This is a genomic window from Streptomyces sp. NPDC001514 (assembly GCF_053597075.1).
The window spans coordinates 1-19185 of record NZ_JBSFHO010000026.1 but is presented as its reverse complement, the minus strand read 5'-3'; the positions used below and the strand labels follow the sequence as shown (position 1 = coordinate 19185).

General features: G+C 68.0%; 18 protein-coding genes. 14 read left to right on the top strand and 4 right to left on the bottom strand.

What is annotated here, in order from left to right; genetic code table 11:
- Positions 1 to 8: 8 nt before the first annotated feature.
- The 9 genes from ACWCXB_RS24955 (at position 9) to ACWCXB_RS24915 (ending at position 7685) form a co-directional block, all read left to right on the top strand.
- Positions 9 to 950 (top strand): type II secretion system F family protein, encoded by a 942-nt coding sequence (locus ACWCXB_RS24955; RefSeq protein WP_450725707.1) that lies wholly within the window; start codon positions 9 to 11, stop codon positions 948 to 950.
- Positions 951 to 966: 16 nt separating this feature from the next.
- On the top strand, positions 967 to 1854 hold the full coding sequence (locus ACWCXB_RS24950; RefSeq protein WP_450725706.1) for a DUF5936 domain-containing protein: 888 nt from the start codon (positions 967 to 969) through the stop codon (positions 1852 to 1854).
- 27 nt (positions 1855 to 1881) lie between these two features.
- Positions 1882 to 3213: a sensor histidine kinase gene (locus ACWCXB_RS24945; protein WP_450725705.1), complete on the top strand. Its 1332-nt coding sequence runs from the start codon at positions 1882 to 1884 to the stop codon at positions 3211 to 3213.
- 49 nt (positions 3214 to 3262) lie between these two features.
- Positions 3263 to 4357, top strand: a complete 1095-nt coding sequence (locus tag ACWCXB_RS24940) for a response regulator (RefSeq protein WP_450725704.1) — start codon at positions 3263 to 3265, stop codon at positions 4355 to 4357.
- A gap of 230 nt (positions 4358 to 4587) precedes the next feature.
- The gene (locus ACWCXB_RS24935) at positions 4588 to 4827 is read left to right on the top strand and encodes a hypothetical protein (protein ID WP_450725703.1); all 240 of its coding nucleotides are present in this window, start codon (positions 4588 to 4590) and stop codon (positions 4825 to 4827) included.
- Positions 4828 to 4832: 5 nt separating this feature from the next.
- Entirely contained in the window at positions 4833 to 5429 is a 597-nt protein-coding gene (locus ACWCXB_RS24930; RefSeq protein ID WP_450725702.1) for a pilus assembly protein TadG-related protein, read from the top strand.
- Positions 5430 to 5510: 81 nt separating this feature from the next.
- Positions 5511 to 6047 (top strand): hypothetical protein, encoded by a 537-nt coding sequence (locus ACWCXB_RS24925; RefSeq protein ID WP_450725818.1) that lies wholly within the window; start codon positions 5511 to 5513, stop codon positions 6045 to 6047.
- Positions 6048 to 6055: 8 nt separating this feature from the next.
- Positions 6056 to 6718: an OmpA family protein gene (locus ACWCXB_RS24920; RefSeq protein ID WP_450725701.1), complete on the top strand. Its 663-nt coding sequence runs from the start codon at positions 6056 to 6058 to the stop codon at positions 6716 to 6718.
- Positions 6719 to 7037: 319 nt separating this feature from the next.
- On the top strand, positions 7038 to 7685 hold the full coding sequence (locus tag ACWCXB_RS24915) for an SMI1/KNR4 family protein (protein WP_450725700.1): 648 nt from the start codon (positions 7038 to 7040) through the stop codon (positions 7683 to 7685).
- 100 nt (positions 7686 to 7785) lie between these two features.
- On the opposite strand, the gene ACWCXB_RS24910 is transcribed toward ACWCXB_RS24915, so the two are convergent.
- Positions 7786 to 10215, bottom strand: coding sequence for a SpoIIE family protein phosphatase (locus ACWCXB_RS24910; RefSeq protein WP_450725699.1), 2430 nt, complete (start codon positions 10213 to 10215; stop codon positions 7786 to 7788).
- 80 nt (positions 10216 to 10295) lie between these two features.
- Positions 10296 to 12770, bottom strand: a complete 2475-nt coding sequence (locus tag ACWCXB_RS24905; RefSeq protein WP_450725698.1) for a SpoIIE family protein phosphatase — start codon at positions 12768 to 12770, stop codon at positions 10296 to 10298.
- Between the two features lie 406 nt (positions 12771 to 13176).
- Here ACWCXB_RS24905 and ACWCXB_RS24900 point away from each other — a divergent pair, with 406 nt between their 5' ends.
- On the top strand, positions 13177 to 13806 hold the full coding sequence (locus ACWCXB_RS24900) for a TetR/AcrR family transcriptional regulator (protein ID WP_450725697.1): 630 nt from the start codon (positions 13177 to 13179) through the stop codon (positions 13804 to 13806).
- 373 nt (positions 13807 to 14179) lie between these two features.
- On the opposite strand, the gene ACWCXB_RS24895 is transcribed toward ACWCXB_RS24900, so the two are convergent.
- Positions 14180 to 14320 (bottom strand): hypothetical protein, encoded by a 141-nt coding sequence (locus ACWCXB_RS24895; RefSeq protein WP_450725696.1) that lies wholly within the window; start codon positions 14318 to 14320, stop codon positions 14180 to 14182.
- Between the two features lie 248 nt (positions 14321 to 14568).
- Between ACWCXB_RS24895 and ACWCXB_RS24890 the strand changes: the two genes are divergently transcribed.
- The 3 genes from ACWCXB_RS24890 (at position 14569) to ACWCXB_RS24880 (ending at position 15855) form a co-directional block, all read left to right on the top strand.
- Entirely contained in the window at positions 14569 to 14823 is a 255-nt protein-coding gene (locus tag ACWCXB_RS24890) for a hypothetical protein (protein ID WP_450725695.1), read from the top strand.
- 138 nt (positions 14824 to 14961) lie between these two features.
- Complete coding sequence (locus tag ACWCXB_RS24885; protein ID WP_450725694.1) at positions 14962 to 15381, top strand: SsgA family sporulation/cell division regulator; 420 nt, start codon at positions 14962 to 14964, stop codon at positions 15379 to 15381.
- A gap of 144 nt (positions 15382 to 15525) precedes the next feature.
- Entirely contained in the window at positions 15526 to 15855 is a 330-nt protein-coding gene (locus ACWCXB_RS24880) for an NIPSNAP family protein (protein ID WP_450725693.1), read from the top strand.
- 656 nt (positions 15856 to 16511) lie between these two features.
- On the opposite strand, the gene ACWCXB_RS24875 is transcribed toward ACWCXB_RS24880, so the two are convergent.
- Positions 16512 to 17129, bottom strand: a complete 618-nt coding sequence (locus ACWCXB_RS24875; RefSeq protein ID WP_450725692.1) for a TetR/AcrR family transcriptional regulator — start codon at positions 17127 to 17129, stop codon at positions 16512 to 16514.
- A 245-nt stretch (positions 17130 to 17374) separates the two neighbouring features.
- Here ACWCXB_RS24875 and ACWCXB_RS24870 point away from each other — a divergent pair.
- Positions 17375 to 19185: cytochrome P450 (locus ACWCXB_RS24870; protein WP_450725691.1), on the top strand; the 1811-nt coding region annotated here is incomplete at its 3' end.

Here is a 19185-nt window from a genome sequence, read left to right as displayed (position 1 = left end):
GACCCGACATGACCAATCTCGCTCTGCTGACGATAGGCGGCACGCTGCTCTTCGGCGTGCTCGGAGTGATGGGCGTCCACGCCTACGCAACGGGCAAGGCCCAGCGTCAGGCGCTGGTCGACCGGCTCTCCCAGACGGGCCAGCTCGAGGGCTTCACCGGGCGGCGCCGACGGTTCCGCGGCGTCGACCGCAGGCTCCGGCGGACCAGCCTGGGCAAGAAGATCGAGCTCCGGCTCGCCGCCACGGGTCTCGACATCACCCCGGGCGAGTTCTTCGTCTACATGGTGACGGGAATCGTCGGCCTGTGGTTCATCGCGCAGGCCGTCTTCTCCGCCTTCTTCGGGCCCATCGCCGGACTGCTCGGCATCTGGACCGCCTTCGGCTTCCTCAACTGGCAACGGAACAAGCGCATCGAGAAGTTCATCAACCAGCTGCCCGAGCTGTCCCGGATCCTCGCCAACGCCACCCAGGCAGGACTCGCCCTGCGCACGGCCCTGTCGATGGCCGCGGAGGAACTCGAAGCACCGGCAGGAGAGGAGCTCGGCAGGGTCGCCGACAAGCTGGCCGTCGGACACTCCATCGACGACGCTCTGGGTGAACTGGCCGACCGGCTGCCCTCCCGCGAGCTCGTCGTGCTCGTCACCACCCTGGTCCTCTCGAACCGGGCCGGCGGTACCGTCGTCGGCTCGCTGCGCAACCTCACCGAGACGCTGGAGGAGCGCAAGGAGACCCGGCGCGAGGTCCGCACCCAGCTGTCGCAGGTCAACATGACCGCCTACGCGGTCCCGGCCATGGGGCTCGGCGCACTGCTGCTGCTCGACAAGGTGATGCCGGGCGCGATCGACCGGATGACCGCTTCCTTCATCGGCCAGGTCGCCGTCATCACCGCACTTGTCCTGTACGGCGTCGGGGTCTTCGTCATCCGCCGCATGTCCAAGATCGACGTCTGAGGGAGAGGACACAGCAATGACCGGTCTCGTTCTCGCCCTGGTACTCGCGCTCTGCGTCGCCGGAGCCTTCCACGGCGTCCGGATGTACCGCGCCGACGCGAAGCTCCCCGGCGACCTCGCCGTCGCCCTCGAAGTCGGCGCCACCCGTACCACCGCCGTAGGCTCGGCCGTCGACCGCCTCGGCATGCGGTACGCCCCCGCCGTACTCCGGATGATGGGCCCCGCCCGGGTCAACAAGGTGCGCCGCAAGATCGACCTCGCCGGTAACCCCGGCGGTCTCACCATCGACCGGTACGCCGCACGCCGGGCCGTCTACGGCTTCCTCGGGGCCTTCGGCGCCTTCGCCATGATCCTGCGCGGTCAGACCTTCCTCGCCCTCTTCATGATCGCGTTCGGGGCCTTCTGGGTGGAGATCGGCATCTTCGCCGCCATCCGGCAGCGCAAGGACCAGATCGAGCGCACGCTTCCGGACTTCCTCGACGTCCTCGCCGTCGTCGTCAGCGCCGGCCTGGGCTTCCGCGAGGCGCTGGAGCGCGTGGCCGAGAAGTACGAAGGCCCGTGGTCCGACGAACTGCGTATCACTCTGCGCCAGATGGACATGGGTGTCAGCCGTCGCCAGGCCTTCGACGAGCTGCGCAAGCGCAACGACTCCGAGCAGGTGGCCCAGTTCGTCACCGCCCTTCAGCAGGGCGAGGAGCTCGGCGCGCCGATCGTCGACACACTCATCCAGATCGCCAACGACATGCGCCGCACGGACGCGCAGAACGCCCGCCGGCGGGCCGCGAAGGCCGTCCCGAAGGCCACGCTCACCATCACGTCGATCATGGTCCCGGCCACCATGATCCTGCTCGTCGCAGCCTTCGTGTTCGGCGCCAACGCCGACTTCAGTTCAATCGGAGGCTGAAACCGTGAAAGCGGAGGGGGAACCGCAGTGGCACTGCAGATCGGGAGGATAACCGGAGGCCTCGGAACGGCCTCCCTCGCTCGTGCAGCGGACAATCCGGACCGCGTACCGACCCTGGCGATTCAGGTCAACGCCCTTCAGGCCCTGTGCCGCCAGGTCTTCGGCTTCCGTCTGGCGATGATCGCGCTGTCCGCCCCCATCGCACTCGGAGCCGCGAGCGGCGGCCTGCCCACCTACCTCGTCGCATCCGGCGTACTGGTCACCTTCATGGGCTCGTACGTCCTCTTCCGCGACTGGGAACGGTTCGGGCCCTTACTGCTGCGCCACCCCGCGCTGCTCGCCGTGGACTCCCTCTTCGGTTCCGTGCTGCTCGTCACCGCGGGACCGGAGAGCACTCTGGGATACGTCACGATCTGCACGCCGCTGCTGGCCGGGCTCGTCTACGGCTGGCGCGGGGCGGGCTTCTTCGCCTGCCTCCAGGCACTCATCCTCTTCGCGGTGTACGGCGCCGACTCGGACGCCGAGGCCACGATCCGCAACTCCCTGCTGCTGCCCGGCCTCTGTGTCGTGGCCGGCGCGGTCGGCGTGACCCTGCGCAATCTGCTCCTGCGCTTCGGCTCGGCCAGCCAGGCCCTGACCGAGGCCCGCGCGCGCCTCGCCGTCAACGAGGCGGTGGGCGGCGAGCGGGCCCGGCTGGCCCGGGAGATGCACGACTCGGTCGCCAAGACCCTGCACGGGCTGGCCCTGGCCGCCGACGGTCTCGCATCGACGGCCGACCGGATGGACCCGCTCACGGTCAAGCACCAGGCCGAGCTGGTGGCCCGGTCCGCCCGCCGGGCCGCCGCAGAGTCCCGCGAGCTGCTCAGCGACCTACGCCGCCAGGGCGACCTGGAGTCGTCAGGGGTGGACGTCCCCGAGGAACTCTCGGCCCGCGTCGCCGACTTCGGCCGCCGAACGGGCATCGCGGCGGAGTTCCGGCGCACCGGAACCGCCCCGGTGCCCCCCGTTCCCCACGCCGTCGCCCGCCAGATGCTCACGGTCGCAACCGAGGCACTGGAGAACACCCATCGGCACGCCCAGGCGACCCATGTGACGGTCGAGACCGGAATCATCGAGGGAGCGCTGCGCGTCAGCGTCCTCGACAACGGCCGTGGCCTGCCGCCCGGCACCACGCTCGAGGAGCTCCGCAGAGCGGGTCACTTCGGCCTGGTGGGCATGGTCGAGCGCGCGGCCGGAATCGGAGCACGCATCCGGATCGGCCGGGGCCGCACGGCCTCGGGCACCGAAGTACGCCTGGACCTGCCCGTGGCCGCGATCCTGCCGGCCGACCCGACCGCTGCGGCCATGGCCGGCCACTGACCCCGTACACCCCCCACACAGTCCCCAACCCCTGAGAGGAGGCCGCAAGATGCCGGACGAGATCTCACGTACATCGGGGCAGCAGTTCATCACCCCGCATGTCTCACAGCACACGTCGTCCCACTCCGCTCCGCTCCATTCGGAGCACACATCCCCACACATCCCCGTCCCTCAGTCGGCCCCGCCCTTCCCGTCACAGCCTCGGAGCCCTGCTCCGCAGGCACCGCTGAGGGTGGTCATCGCCGATGACAATCCCGTGGTCAGAGCCGGTCTTACGGTGCTGCTCGGCGGGCGCGACGACATCGCCGTCGTCGCCGAGGCCGCGGACGGCCAGCAGGCGCTGCAGGCGGCCCACGAGCACCGGCCGGACGTGATCCTGCTCGATGTCCGGATGCCGGGCGTCGACGGCATCTCGGCACTGCCGTACCTGGTACAGGCGGCGCCGGTGATGATGCTGACGTACAGCCGCGAGAACGAGATCGTGCAGGAGGCCCTGAGACTGGGCGCCGGCGGTTATCTGGTGCACGGTGAGTTCACGGCGGATCAGCTCGTCGCCGCCGTACGGGATGTGAAGGAGGGCCGCGCCCACTTCACCGCCACGGCCGCGAACGCGCTCCTCGCACAGTTCCGGGGCGGTGGCCCCGGCCCTGGCCCCGAGGGCGCCCAGCAACTGCCGGACGGACTCGGCAGGGCGTACCAGAACGCACCGCACCAAGGCGGTGTGCACAGCGGCGGGAACCCGGCCGGCGTACCGCCTCAGCCGCAGCCTCAGCACGCTCCGAATGTCTCGAGTTCGTTGAATCCGAGCGAAAGTGCTTCGCATCTGCAATCGAATGTGGCACAGTCTTGGACAGGTCACGGGTCCGACCCGGGGGTCCTCCCGAGCGCACCCCAACCCGCCCGCAGCAAAGAAGAGTTCGGACTGAGTTCAAGGGAGGTGGAGGTGATGGACCTGATCGCGTCGGGCATGAGCAATCAGCAGATCGCCGCCACCTGCTTCATCAGTGAGAAGACGGTCAAGAACCACATCAACCGCATCTTCGCGAAGCTTCACAGTGTGAGCAGGAGCGAGGCCATCGCGGTGTGGCTCGGCACGGCGCACACGGGCACGGGTTCCGAGAGGGGGGCAGCCGGCCGTGGCTGATCGGGAAAACTTCCGGGTGGGCCGCTGGGCCCACCCCAGGACGGGTAGGGCCCAAGTCTCGCTTTGGGCCTTGGATTGGGCCCTGGGACCCTCTTCTGGGTCCGCCCTTCCGGCGTACGTTTCTCATGTCGAAAGCGGCACCGGCCAGGAGGAAGCCGGTAACGCCCAAGACAACAAAGAGACTTACGCGTCGGCCGGCAAGCGGTCGGCCGAACCCGGAGGGGAACACCATGTCGAACGACACTCTGCTCAAGGCCGCCGTCGACACGCAGATCCGCGTCAACGGCTGGAAGAACACCGTCATCAGCCGGATGACCGACCGCGAGCGCTCCAAGGGTCAGACCGCCCTGGAGTACCTGGGCATCATCATGGTGGTCGTCGTGATCATCGGTGCGATCGTCGGTACCGGTATCGGTGGCAAGATCACGCAGAAGATCAACGAGCAGGTCGACAAGATCAAGGCCGGCTGAGCCGCTTGCCGAACCGCAAGTCGCAGGATCAAGGGCAGGCCTTCCCCATCTACGTTGTGATGGTGGCGGGCCTGCTCTTCCTCGCGTTCGCCTTCTTTGCAGTCGGTCAAGCGTCCGCGACCCGCAACGGGGCGCAGGGAGCGGCGGATGCCGCAGCGCTGGCGGCGGCCCAGGACGCGCGGGACAAGCTCGCGGGCGAGTGGCTCGATTCTCTTACGGACCCGACCAAGTGGCAGGACATCTTCGACGGCACTGTGACGCTGGACCCGTCATGCGGGGCAGCAGCTCAGTTCGCCGACAAGAACGACGCCGTCCTCGACGGACCGAACGGCTGCTACTCGGAGCTGGACCCGTGGCTGACCTACACGGTCAACGTCAAGACAGAGAAGCCGGTCGGTAAGTCGGTCATCCCGGGAACGGAGAACAAGTTCGGGACGGCCGACGCCAAGGCTGCGATCAAGCCACTCTGCACCTTCGAGCTTCCCGACGACCTCGAAATCCTCCCCACGCTCAAGTGCAAGCACAAGAGCTGGGACCTCGAGGACAGCCTCACGGATTTGCCGGGGGCAAAGGATCTTTTCGACGTCCAATTGGTCGACTAACAGCGAACGACGAGCAAAGGAACCTTAGACATGAGCACTCGGCGCATCCTGAAGGCCCGCAGGGGGGCGGCAGCGGTGGTGATGACCGCCGCCCTGGCTCTCACAGTGGCCGGCTGCGGCGGTGAGGGGGACAAGGGAGGGGAATCGACCTCGTCCTCCAAGCCTGCTGACAAGGGTGAGAAGGCTTCAGGTGGCTCGAACGCTCAGCCTGATACGAGCCAAGTCATCGCCACGGTCAAGGGCCGGGACGGGATGGTTCTGACGATCAACTCGATCCAGCGGGACTCGGGCGGGTTCGTCACGGTGAACGGGCAGGTGGAGAACACGGGCAGCGGGGCGTACTACGCGACGACCGAATGGCGTGGCACCGAGCAGGAACTGCAGGGCGGCGGCCAGTCCGTCGGCGGCGCGACCCTTGTCGACAAGGCAGGCAAGAAGCGCTACTACGTGCTCCGCGACACAGAGGGTCGTTGCCTCTGCACCTCCGGGTTCACTCAGGTCGACGCAGGCAAGAAGATGCCGATCTTCATGCAGTTCCCGGCGCCGCCGGATTCGACCAGTGAGGTCGATTTCCAGCTTCCGTCGTTCCCGGCCACCACCCTCAAGATCACCGGGTGAGTGCTGTGATGACTCATATCCGAATGCGCATGCCGTCGTCGCGCCTTGCTGTGAGCACTCTCACCGCCGCTGCCGTCCTGGCGGGCTCGTACGTCCTGACGGCAACCGAAGCGCGGGCCGACAACAAGCCGAGTGTCCCGCCTGGCACCGAGGCATCGGCCGAGCCACCGGTCAAGGTCGACGCCAACTCGCCCGGGCTCAAGATGGTGGACGGAGCCACGCTCGCTCCCGCCAAGGTCCTGGACATCAAATCCGTCATCGAGTCGGAAGGCGGCGAGGAACGTCGGGAGGACACCAACTCCGACGTCAAGTTCGCCCTCCAGGCCGAGGTGCTCTTCGGCAAGGACAGCGCCAAGTTGAGCAGCGCGGCCAACGCCCGTATTCAGGCAATCGCCGACGAGATCAAGAAGCAGGACGCCAAGAAAGTCCGCGTCTTCGGCTTCACGGACAATCTCGGCTCGTCCGAGCACGGAGACGTTCTCTCGAAGCAGCGTGCGGACGCCGTCCACGCGATCCTGGCCAAGGCCCTCAGCGATGCCGGGATCACATACGAGGTCCGCGGCTACGGCGAGCAGTTCCCGATCGCCGACAACTCCAATGAAGAGGGACGCAAGAAGAACCGACGCGTGGAGGTCTCCTTCCCCCGCGGCGGAGGCGACTCTCAGAGCTGACGCCACTCTCGACCTGTAGGGCCTCAAAACTCGCTGCATAATCTCAGCGTGAGTTGCACGGCGGCGGCACTTGTGTCGCCGCCGTGCAACTCGCAGGTCGGAGGCATCACCTATTTGGTGATGAGAGTGGTGATCTGTACCGTCCGCGTTCGCGGCACTGGCACCTTGGCTGCACGGGAAGTCGCTGCGCGGCGGGGGTCTGTGATGTCGACTTCGGCCTGCTCCCGTCTCCGCGAGCATCAAGGTGGTCCAGGAGCAGGGCCGGCCGGCCGAGCCCGGCTCTCCATTCGAAGCACACCCTCCCCGTCCATGGAGCCTCATGACCGACCTCGCCAAGGAGCGGCTCCGCGCTGCGATATCCGCCCTCAGCGACGCCATTCCTCGCGACCTTCGCCGCTCTTTCCTTGGCTGGCCCGGCATTCGGGCATTTGAAGCTGTACATGGCGTCGAGCTGCCAGAGCCATACCGCACGTTCGTTGCTGAGGTCTCCAACGGCACGTGGGAAGGCCCATCCGCGGCACATGGGCTGCTCCCACTGGGGCAACTCCCCAAGAGCTGGCAGCACTGGGAAGCCGACTGTTGGCTCAGCCCCGAACCATTCGATGGCACGGCCCCGCGGAAGCCCGCCGTGCCCTTTCCCCTCGAGGAAGAGTGGCAGTGGGAGTACGACTACTACGACCACGACCAGCACTCACCCCTACTCCACGGCATCTACCAGCACGGCTCGATCCTCCTGGGCAGCAACCCCGGCTGTGAGTTCTGGATACTCATTGTGACTGGACCTCAACGCGGCCGGGTCTGGTGGCTGGGGGACGGATGCGCGGCCCCCTACGCCGATGCGGGAGGGGAAGCAGAGCCAGAAGTCGACTTCGTGTCCTGGCTCCAGGACTGGCAGGCCGATCGAGGGTGGTGGTCTCAGCACCTCGAGGACGGTGAGGAACGGCTGGGCCCGGCCCGCCACGAGTGATCGCACGGGCGGAGCCGGGCTCGCCGGTCCGGCGAAGCGCTCATGGTGTACCGACGCGCCCACCGCGTCGTCGACCGGGGCCGCAACGAGCAGGCCCCGGTCAGCGGGGGCACTCGATGAGCTGCTCGGACCAGATCGTCTTGCGGTTCTGGCCATGGCGGCAGCCCCAGCGCGCGGCGAGTTGAGCGATGATGAACAGGCCGCGCCCTCCCTCGTCGGTGGTGCGGGCGCGCCGCAGGCGAGGCTGGGTGCTGCTGGAGTCGGTGACCTCGCAGACCAGAACGTTGTGGCGGATGAGCCGCAGCTCCGCCGGTGCACGACCGTAGCGGATGGCGTTGGTGACCAGTTCGCTGACGATGAGTTCGGTGGTGAAGAGGAGGTCCTCCAGCCCCCACGTGGTGAGTTGGCGGGTTGTCCATTCTCGGGCCTCGGAGACGGCGGCAAAGTCGGCCGGGATTTCCCAGTGAGCGGTGTTCTCCGCCGGGACGGCGCGGGTGCGGGCCAGGAGCAGCGTCGCGTCGTCGCGCGGCGCTCGGTCTGTCAGGTCGGCGAGGAGAGCCCGGCCGGTTTCGTCCAGAGCGCGATCCGGACGGCAGGACGCGGCGAGGGCATCCGTCAGGCGCCGCAGGCCTTGGTCGATGTCGCGGTCGCGCAGTTCGACCAGGCCGTCGGTGTAGAGGGCGAGGACGCTGCCCGGCTCGAGGTCGATCATGGTGGTCTCGTACGGCATGCCGCAGACGGCGAGTGGTGGCCCCGGGGAAATCGCGACGACTTCGGTGGTCCCGTCGGGCCGTACCAGGACGGGTGGCGGGTGCCCGGCACTGGCTATGGCGCATCGTCGGGTGACCGGGTCGTAGACCGCGTACAGGCATGTGCCGCCGACGATGTCGTGGCCGCCGGGTGGGGCTTCGGCCGCGAGGCGCTGGACCAGGTCCGCGATCCGGGTGAGCAACTCGTCCGGTTCGAGTTCCAGGTCCGCGAGCGTCTGGATGGCGGCGCGCAGGCGGCCCACAGTGGTGCTTGCGGGCATACCGTGGCCGACGACGTCCCCGGCGACAAGAGCCAGCCGGAGAGAGGGCAGAGCAATGGCGTCGTACCAGTCGCCGCTGATTTCGGATCCGCCGCCTGCGGGCAGGTAGGCGCTGGCAGTCTCGGCTGCCGGAGTGTCGGTCGTGGCCGGGGGAAGGAGGAACTGCTGCAGCGCTACGGCCGCCCTGTGCTCGCGCGTGTAACGGCGGGCGTTGTCGATGGCGAGCGCACCCCGTGAGGCGATCTGCTTCATGAGATCCGCCTCGTCCTCGGAGAACGGGTCGGATCGGCCGCAGCGCCAGGCCGTTATGGCGCCGAGCGTGAGCCCGCGGGCATGCAACGGTGCCACCAGCACCGAATGGGCGCCCTTCGGGACGAGATACTCGACCAGCTGCGGGTCGCTGACCATGGCGATGAAGTCGTGAAGGCTGAAGACGACTGGCTCGCCGTGTCGGAAACTGCGTAGCAGGGGGTGGTCGGTAAAGGGCGGGATGGGCTGGCCGCGCTTGATGCCGGCCGGCCACACCGCGGTGGCCGGCGCAAGGGCCGCGTTGCCCATGTTTCCACCGTGCAGCCGCTTCGAGGGTTCTTCCCCGTCGAGAACGGAGTGCGCAAGGTCGACTGCGGCGAGATCCCCGAACGCAGGTGCGAGAGCGTCCGCGAGGTCCTGCGCAGTGCGCGCGACATCCAGGGATCCTCCTACTCGCTCGGCCACCTCGCGGGCGAGATCCAGATGACGGCGGGCACGCAGGTCGTCGCTGTCGATGTACAGGGCTGCGACCCCCCTGGGGCGTCGTCGCGCGTCCTCCAGACGGAAGGCGGACAGCGACAGCGTGTGCCGCCGCGCCGAATTGTGCCGCCAGCTCACTTGCTGGGTTCTGCGGACCACCGGGACACCCGTCTCGAGCACCTGGCGCAGTACTGCCTCCAGGTTCTCGGCGTCGTCGGCGCACAGCACGTCGCTCAGCCGAGTGCCGGGCTGTACCGGACGGCCGTCGAGAGGGTCCGGCGTGGCGTTCGTCTGCACAGTGATGAGATCCGTGTCGTGCAGAGCGATCGTGATTCGGTTCTGTGCGGACAGTGCGCGCAGGAGCGCTGCGCCCTGCTCGTGGTCGGCGACATGGTGTGTAGGTGCCACCAGGACGAGGACTTCCGCCGAGCCCCCCACCTTTGTGGTCCGGAAAGTGACATCGATGGTGTCGCCGCACTGGTGCCACAGCCGTACCCGGCCGGACGCCGGCATCTCCGTGGCGCCGCGCAGCTCGTCCGGGAGGTCGGCCACCAGTTCCTGCACGGGGCGGCCGCAGACCTCCTCGGCGCGGAACCCCGTCAGGTCTTCTGCCATCCCGGTCCACCCCACCACCGCGCCTCGCTCGTCGACCACGGCGGCTGCCAGACAGTCGAAGGCGTACAACTCGCCGCTGGGATCGGAACCGAAGACGGCCGTCGATCGTTGGGAGGCACCTGCCGAGTAGGCGTTCTTGACATTCTCTATTTCCATCTCTGGCTTCCTTTCCGAGGGCCTGCGGCTCGAGAGATCGGCATGCTGTGGCGGCCGTCGGCCGTCCGGTCGGCAGCGCGTCACACCGCAACGGCTTTGGAGGGCAGGTCTTGTTCGGCCCAGACGACCTTGCCGTCGGTTGCGGCGCGGGAGCCCCACCTGCGGGACAACTGAGCGACGAGGGAGAGACCGCGGCCGTTCTCGTCGATGATGTGGGGATGACGGGGGCGTGGGTGGCTGGGGTTGCTGTCGGAGACTTCGCACGTCAAGACCTGGTGCTGGATGAGCCGTAGGCGGATCGGTCCGTCGCCGTAGCGGACGGCGTTGGTGACCAGTTCACTGACGACCAGCTCCACGGTGGTCACCAGATGCTCAAGCCCCCATTCGCTGAGCTGACGGGCGGCTGCCTGCCGGGCGATGCGGACGGCGGTCGGCTCGTTCGGCAGTTCCCAGGAGGCGACCTGGGCCGGTTCGAGTCCGCGAGTCCGCGCGAGGAGCAAGGTGACATCGTCGGCCGGGGCCTGAGTCGGCAAGGTCTCGATCACCTGAGAGCACAGGTCTTCCAAGGACGCACCGGTCTCTGCCAGGACGGCACCCAGGCGGCGCATGCCGACGTCGAGGTCGTCGTCGCGGGACTCGACCAGGCCATCGGTGTAGAGCGCGAGGACACTTCCCTCGGGAAGTTCCATGTCCGTGGACTCGAAGGGGACCATCCCGAGGCCGAGGCCGAGCGGGGCTCCGGCGGGCAGATCGGGGAAGGTGACGTGGCCCTGCGGGTCGATGATCGCGGGCGGGGGGTGCCCGGCCCGGGCCAGCGAGCAGCGCCGGGTGACAGGGTCGTAGACGGCGTACAGACAGGTGGCGCCCACCACCGCGGGCGCCGTGTCCTGGGCTTCGGCGTCTTCCTCGTTCTCATCGTTCAGCCGTCGGACCGTGGCATCAAGGTGCGCCAGCAGTTCGTGGGGAGGCAGTTCCAGGTCCGCGAGCGTGCGGACGGCGGTGCGCATTCGGCCCATCGTTGCCGCGGCGTTGATGCCGTGTCCGACCACGTCTCCGACGACGAGGGCCACCCGGGCGCCGGACAGCTTGATCACGTCGAACCAGTCGCCCCCCACGCCGTGGTCCATGTCAGCCGGCACATAGCGCGAGGCCACATCGACGGCGGCGCCGCCTCCCACATGGTGGGGGAGCAGGTCGCGTTGGAGCGTCAGGGCCGCGGTGCGTTGGCGAGCGTACTGGAGAGCGTTGTCCAGGCTGAGCGCGGCCCGGGTGACGAGCTCCTCGGCGAGGAGGAGGTCGTCCTCCTGGAACGGCGTCGGCTCCTCGGAGCGGCCGAACACCGCCAGTCCCAGCACACAGCGCCGCGCACGGATGGGTACGACCATCAAAGAGTGGACGCCGCTGTCACGAAGCTTCTGCGTCCGCACCGGGTCGTGGTGGGTCCAGGGGAGTGAACTGGTGTCCAGCACCGATTCGAGGTAAGACCTGCCCGTGCGCAGGGCGGTGGCGAACAGCGAGGTCGGGAAGGGGCGGATCACGTCTTGGCGCACCCACGGCAACTTGAGGATACCCGGGTCGATGGAGGCCAGACCGGCACGGCGCAGCACAGGTGGGGTGCCGTTCGCCTTGCCGGTCCCCGCCGAGGGATCCACGCCGAACGGAACCGACTCCATCAGGTCGACGACTGTGTGGTCGGCCAGCAGGGGCACGGCAAGGTCGGCCAGTTCCTGCCCGGTCTGCATGACATCGAGGGTGCTGCCGATGCGCGTGCTGGCTTCGCTGAGGATGGCAAGGCGCTCGCGCGCCCGCCGGTTGCCGGTGACGTCCACGCTCATGGAGCACACTGCCAGTGCCGTGCCGTCCGCGTCACGGAGGCAGAAGAACGAGGCCGAGTACGCGTGCTCCCGGCGCCGGTCCGTCGACGACCACGCCCGGTACTCGTGGACCATGGTGGTGCCGCTCTCCAGCACCTGCCGCATCACCACCTCAAGAGCTTCGGCCTCGACGGCGGGCAGTGAGTCCCGCAGGCGGCGCCCGAACCGTCGCTCACGAGGAGTGCCGTCGTGGCGCTCCATGACGTCGTTGACCCAGGTACAGCGCAGCTGCGGGTCATAGACGACGATGCCGACCGGTGCGTGGGCCAGGAGCGACTCCCGCACGGCTCCGTTGGACGCCCCCGAGGACAGGGTGCCTATGTTGGTCACGGACACCAGCCACCGGGTGCCGGCGTCCTGCCCCCACAGCAGCGAGATCCGCAGCGTCATTTTGATGGCGTGGCCGTCGCGGTGGCGGACCGTCACGGCGCCGGACCAGCCATCCTGGGCACGGCACTGCTCGGCGAACGCTGAAGCACTCGGGGCGTCCTCGGCGGGCGGCGGCACCACGTGTGCGGCGGACCGGCCCACCACTTCCCCGGCCGAGTACCCGACAAGCTGCTCAGCGGCGTGCGTCCACCCCACCACGGTCCCCTCCGCATCGAGCATCGCTATTGCCGCATCGGGTATCTCTCGGGGGCTCACCGGCTCGGCGAGTGGCGTGTGGTCGGTCTTCGTCATCCGGTTCTTCCCATCGGTGCGCGGTGTGAGGACAGCGTCGGCATGTGCGGCGTCGGCCCGATCCGTAGCCGTGGTGGAACGGTGATGACCAGGGGCTGAGGATCGCCCGGGTAGGACCGGCCGCGCCGGGCGTGCGATGTAGCGAGCGACCTCGCCGACGGTGGAGCGGGTCACCGGCGCGACATATGCCGAGCTTGGACGACTTTGTCCACTTCTGATGAAATAGTCAGATACGACCGCCTTAAACGTCAAGTCCCACGAAACTGATGAAATAGTCAGATGTGACCGTGCGCTGTCACGTCACGCAACCGCGGAGTCGGGTTTGGTGGGCCAGGGTGGACGGTCGAGGTGGGCAGTGCAATGATGAATTGATCAGAACTGCTGCTCTCATTTATGGAGCACGCCGATGCCAGCTCCACGCAGGAACCGATTCGAACGCCGTCGTGCTGAGACCCGCCAGGCACTCGTCCGCGCCGCGCGGCAGATCCTGGCCGAGTCCGGTGGCGCCAGCGCCAGCATCCATGCCATCGCGGAGCGCGCGGACGTGGGTCTCGGCTCGTTCTACAACCACTTCGCGGGCAAGCCGGACGTGTTCGACGCGGCAGTGGCCGATGCACTGGAGGAGTACGCCCAAGCCGTCGACGAACGCCTGCACGGCGTCGATGATCCCGCCGAGCGCGTTGCTGGGGGCGTGCGGCTCAGCGCGTGCATGGCCGAGTCATACCCGGAGATCATGCAGATCCTGTGCCACAGCCAGCTCGGTCGGATATACGCCGTCGACGGACTGGCCCCGGGCGCGAAGCGCGACGTGGAGCAGGGCATGGCCGCAGGCCGGTTCACGGTGGTCGACCCGGTGGTCGCCCTGACAGTGCTGAACGGCAGCCTGCTGGCGCTCCTGGAGCTGTGGTGCAACCAGCCCGAGGCCGACAGCGACCAGGCCGCAGGCGCAATGGCCGAGATGATCCTGCACATGCTCGGCCTCTGCCCGGATGAGGCCCGAGACCTCGCCCGGCGGCCCCTTCCCGCTGCAACGTGAAGAGGATCCTGTCGCGCACCGGGCCGGTCGGCGCCGACTGCGCACCGGTTCCCGCGGCCTGCGTAATGCACCGGGGTGGGTGGTCTCTCTCGCCTGCTGTCGCCGCCCCGCGGCCTCCGAGTCGGATGGGCAGGTGGCGGGGTCCGCGGAGCATGGCGTTCTGGCGGTAGGCACGGCACGGAGGGTCCTGGACCCGGCGTGGCGTGCCGTGCCGAGGTGGGGGAGCAGTGCGCCGAGCGCGGCGTGGGCCTCGACGCGGGCGAGGGGTCCGCCGTCACCCCCTCGTTTCCAGCATGGGGCCGGACTTGGGCGCCCGCACGCCCCGGCTCCGGAGACGGAAATCCCGGGCGGCTCGTCCGCCCAGGGCGACGGCTCAGCCCAGGGCGTGGTCGAGTCCGAAGGTCGCTCCGATGAGAGCAGGGTGGGTGAACCACCGGGAATTGCTGCCCAGTTGCTCGCTGATGTGACTGATCTCCTCGGTGTAGCGCCCAAGATGGTCGATGCAGGTGAACATCTTCTCGATGGCCAGGCGGACTTCGTCCGGGCGGCCGACGCGGTCTCGGCGAGGACGTCGAGCTGCTCATGCCGCTGCCGGCCGTGCGGGCCATTTTCGCCGCCTCGACAGTTCCATACGTCGTATGGTAATCCTTGGAGGGCGCTTCCATACGCCGTATGGAAGAGTTTGCTCCGACCACGCCAGGCGCCGTACATCGCCCGCATGCAGTCGATGGTGCAGATCGCACCGATCGGGAAGGAAAGATCATGAAGAAGCTCACGAGGCTCGTTGCCGTCATCGCTTCCGTGGCGGTCGCGGGTGTCGCCGTTCTTGGTGCCGGGGGCACTGCTTCGGCCGCGACTTCTGCATCCGCGCATGTCCAGCGCCCGGCCGTCAGCGTCAACGCCGACGGCTACCGCTGGGACCACGGTGTCGGCTACCTGCTCTTCGTGCAGGGCTACTCCTGGGACGAGATCCGTAGCTGGGACCACGACGGCCGGGATGAGATCAGCGGTCGCTGACCGCCGCGCAGGCTGCCGGCGCTCCGGCGCCCGGGCCCTGCTGTAACGCCTCTCCCTTCGTTGCCCCTTCGCTGCCGACCCAGCGGCGGTCCGGCGGCGGGGCGCAGCCGAGGCAGAGACACCTTGGAGTGAAAGTCGATGGAGTCTTTGAAGACCGAGATGCAGGGGGTGGCCGTGCAGCTTGTCATCTCGCGCACCTGCTCGCTGTCCATGTGCATGAGCCTGCGTTACGAGCCCACGGATCCCTACGTCGTCCGTGCCGCCTTTTTCACCGACGCTGACGAACCGGTCGAATGGGTCCTGGGGCGTGATCTTCTCGCCGATGGCCTGAGGGGTTCCGCAGGCTGTGGGGACATCCGGATCTGGCCGGCCGTTGGCCGTGGCGATCAAGCGATGTACATCGTTCTCGGGTCTCCCGCGGGCACCGCCTTGCTCGAGGTTCCCGTGCAGGACGTCAGGACCTTCCTGGAGAACACGGAGGCGCTGGTGCCACGGGGTACCGAGTCCGGACACATCGACTGGAACCTCGAACGGGCGAACCTGTTCGCGAAAGGCTGAGAGAAGCCTCCCAACTGGCTTGCGGAATGAATCCGTTGCACGCCCCTTCATCCGCTGTCGACGGCCGAAGGATCCGGACACGGCCTCCACTGCGCCACGCCGGACCACTGACAATCATGCTCAGAAGAAAAGGAACGAGTGTTCATGTCCCAGTACCAGCTTCGTGTCTACACACTGCGCAGCCCTGAGGCGCTCGTCGCCTACGAGAACATCTGGTCCAAGCACATTCCCGGTATGGCCAAGCACAGGATCGCCACACACGGCGTCTGGACGGGGCCCGCAGCTCCCGGGAGTGAGGTGCCCCGGCTGTACGCCCTCGTTTCCTATCGGGACGCCGACGACGTTCAGGAGCGGCTGGAGGCGTACCTGTCCAGCCCCGAATTCCGCGCGGACATGGAGGGCTTCGACATGAGCCAGATCGTCGGCGTCGCCGAGTCCGTGCTGACGCCCACCGCCGACTCACCCTTGCGCTGACAGGTGCCGAGCCGCTCGAAGTCTGCGGCGGCCTTCTCGTTCGTGCCGGAACGCCGCGCAACTCCGCCACGGCGCTCGCCGGACGGCAACCGGCATGGACGAGATCGGCGAGGTCGGGGGGACGGTTGCAGTTGCCGAAGAGCCGGTTGAGCGCCCGTCGGCACGGGCGGCCGACGCCTGGTGACATGGAGGCCCAGCCGACCGGGGGGTGAACGCGTACCGGCGGCACCGTGCGCCAGGCTGCTGCCGCGTCCGCAGCTCGGCCGGCCGAGTCATGCGCAGGGTCGTCGTCCGGAGTGCGACCGAGCCGTCCGGCAGCGTCCAGGGCCCTGGCCACTGCCGGATGCTGCGGTTCCCGGGACCGTACGAGACCGGGGGCCATGCACGCCATCCGGGCGAGCGAACCAGCGGCAAGGGTGAGCGCGAGGTTGCGTAGGGCCGGGTGTGCCCGTAGGACGCGCACATGGATCCGCCGACGGTGTACACCACCAGGTCGGCCACAGATCGGTCGCCCGGCCCAGCCGCAGCACACCGCGCATCTGCCACGGCCGCATGGAGAGGGCCTTTCCGGATGTGGTGGGTGCCTCCTCATGCGCACCGCGGCCTGAGGCCGACCACGGGCCGGCCTCAGGCCGCAACGCTTCAGGGCTGCAAAATCAATGGCCGATGCCCTGGGCGTCACCATCGGCGGCGAGTCGGCTCTCCAGGCCCATGATGATCGTGTCCAGCGTCAGGCGGAAGACGCGGTTCTCGTCACGGCCTGGAACGGTGAGCCCGTCTTCGCCGACAGTGGGGGGTTTGAGGCTCGACCACCGGTGGATCGCGCCGCTGAGTTCGGCGTTGAGGACACCGGTGATGACGGCGCCCACGAGAGCGGAGATCTGCGGGAGCTCCGAGTGCGGCACCCCTGCGGCCTCCAGGATCGCGGTGAGCGCAACCCAGAACGGGTCCTCGGGCTGGATGAAGTCCGCCTGGTGGCTGAACGAGTAGGCCATGAGCTTGGGGTGGCGGTGCGCCAGCGTCCGGAAATCCGTGGCGAGCAGGCGGATGCGCTCCTGCCAGGGAGCGTCCTCCAGCGTCACGGTGCGGAACTGGGTGCCGACCACTCTCGCCACGCCGCGCACCACGGCGTCCTTGTTCGGCACGTGGTGGTACAGCGACATCGGGTTCGCATCGAGCGCGGTCGCGAGTTTGCGCATGGTGAGCGCCTCGACCCCGTCCGCGTCGATGAGCCGCAGGGCGGCGGCATAGATCCCGGCCTCGGTCAGAGGCACGTCCCTCTTTCTTGTTCCCCGCGGGGGACGCTTCGCCTTTTCCATACGCGGACGGTATCAGTTTCATACAGCGTATGGAAATGACCTCGGCCACACGGCGGCATGACGGTCGCCCGCATGGCTCCGGGTTGTGGTCGACTTTCCATACGTCGTATGGTACCAATTCCATACGGCGTATGTTTCCGTGGTGCACCACGGCGTCGCCGGCGCCCTTGCCCATCCCCTCCCTGCACAGAGGAGCAAGCATGACCACACAGTCCAGGAACGACCTGCGACCCATCCGGTCTCCGCGCGGGGTCCCCTTCCTCGGCCACACGCCGCAGATCCCCAGCACCAACCCGGTCGCGTACTTCGGTGAGCTGTCCAAGCAGTTCCCCGAGGGGCTCTACGGCATGGAGATCGCCGGCATCGAGCAGGTCTTCGTCTGGGACCCGGACCTGGTGGCCGAGGTCTGCGACGAGACGCGGTTCTTCAAGCAGATCGACAAGACGCCGCTGGCCCATGTCCGGGACTACGCGGGAGCCGGCCTGTTCACGGCCCACCAGCACGAGGAGGAATGGGGCATGGCGCACCGAGTCCTCCTCCCTGCCTTCAGCCAGCGGGCGATGAAGGGCTACTTCGGGCAGATGCTGGAGATCGCCCAGAACCTGGTGGGCAAGTGGGAGCGCAGGGAGGGTCGGCCGGTCAACATCACCGACGACTACACCCGGCTGACCCTGGACACCATCGCCCTGTCGGGGTTCGGTTACCGGTTCGACTCCTTCGCCAAGGAGGATCTGCACCCCTTCCTCAACGCGCTGCTGGAGGCGCTGGTTGAGTCGCTGCGGCGCTCGCAGGAGCTGCCGATGATGACCAAGATGCGCAAGTCCGATGACAAGAAGTACAGCGAGAACATCCAGCTGATGCGTGACCTGGTCGAGAGTGTGATCAAGGAGCGCCGTGGGGGGCAGGGCACCGCTGAGGATGACCTGCTGGGTCTGATGCTGGAGGCAACGGACCCGGAGACCGGCAAGGGGCTGGAGGACGACAACGTCCGTGACCAGGTGGTCACGTTCCTGATCGCCGGTCACGAGACCACCAGTGGTCTGCTGTCGTTCGCCACCTACTCGCTGATGCGCAACCCGCAGGTGCTGGCGCAGGCCTACGCCGAGGTGGACCGGCTGCTGCCGGGTGACACAGTCCCGGACTACGACACGATCATGCAGATGGATGTGATCCCGCGGATCCTGGAGGAGACCCTGCGCCTGTGGGCTCCCATCCCGATGATCGGCAAGTCGCCGATCGAGGACACCGTCATCGGCGGCTGCTACGAGCTGAAGAAGGGAGCGCGGGTCAACCTCCTCGAGGGCCCGCTGCACACCCACCCCAAGGCGTGGGACCGGCCCGACGAGTTCGACATCGAGCGGTGGCTGCCGGAGAACCGGGTCAAGCACCACCCGCACGCCTACAAGCCGTTCGGTAACGGCGTGCGTGCCTGCATCGGCCGGCAGTTCGCGCTCACCGAGGCCCGTCTGGCCCTCGCACTGGTGCTGCAGAAGTTCAAGTTCGCCGACATGAGCGACTACAAGATGGACGTCAAGGAAGCGCTGACGCGCAAGCCCGGCGGCTTCGAACTGAACGTGCGGGCCCGTCAGGAGCACGAGCGGACCGTCTTCGGCGCCGTGGACCTGCAGAGGGACGACACGCGGGCACAGGCCGCGGTCAGTGGTGTCGGGGTGAACCTGACCGTCGCCTACGGCTCCAGCCTCGGCTCGTGCGAGGACCTGGCGCGCACCATCGCCGACCGCGGTGAGCGCTCCGGGTTCGGCACCACCCTGGTCGGCCTGGACGAGCTGGGCGACAACCTGCCCACCGAGGGCCTGCTCGTGGTCGTGGCCTCCAGCTACAACGGCAAGGCCCCGGACAACGCGCAGCGTTTCGACGACCTGCTCGCCGCCGGACTCCCGCAGGGCTCGCTGTCCAACGTTCGGTTCGCGCTGCTGGGTGCCGGCAACACCCAGTGGGTGGCCACTTACCAGGCCTTCCCCAAGCGGATCGAGGAAGCGCTGCTGGCCGC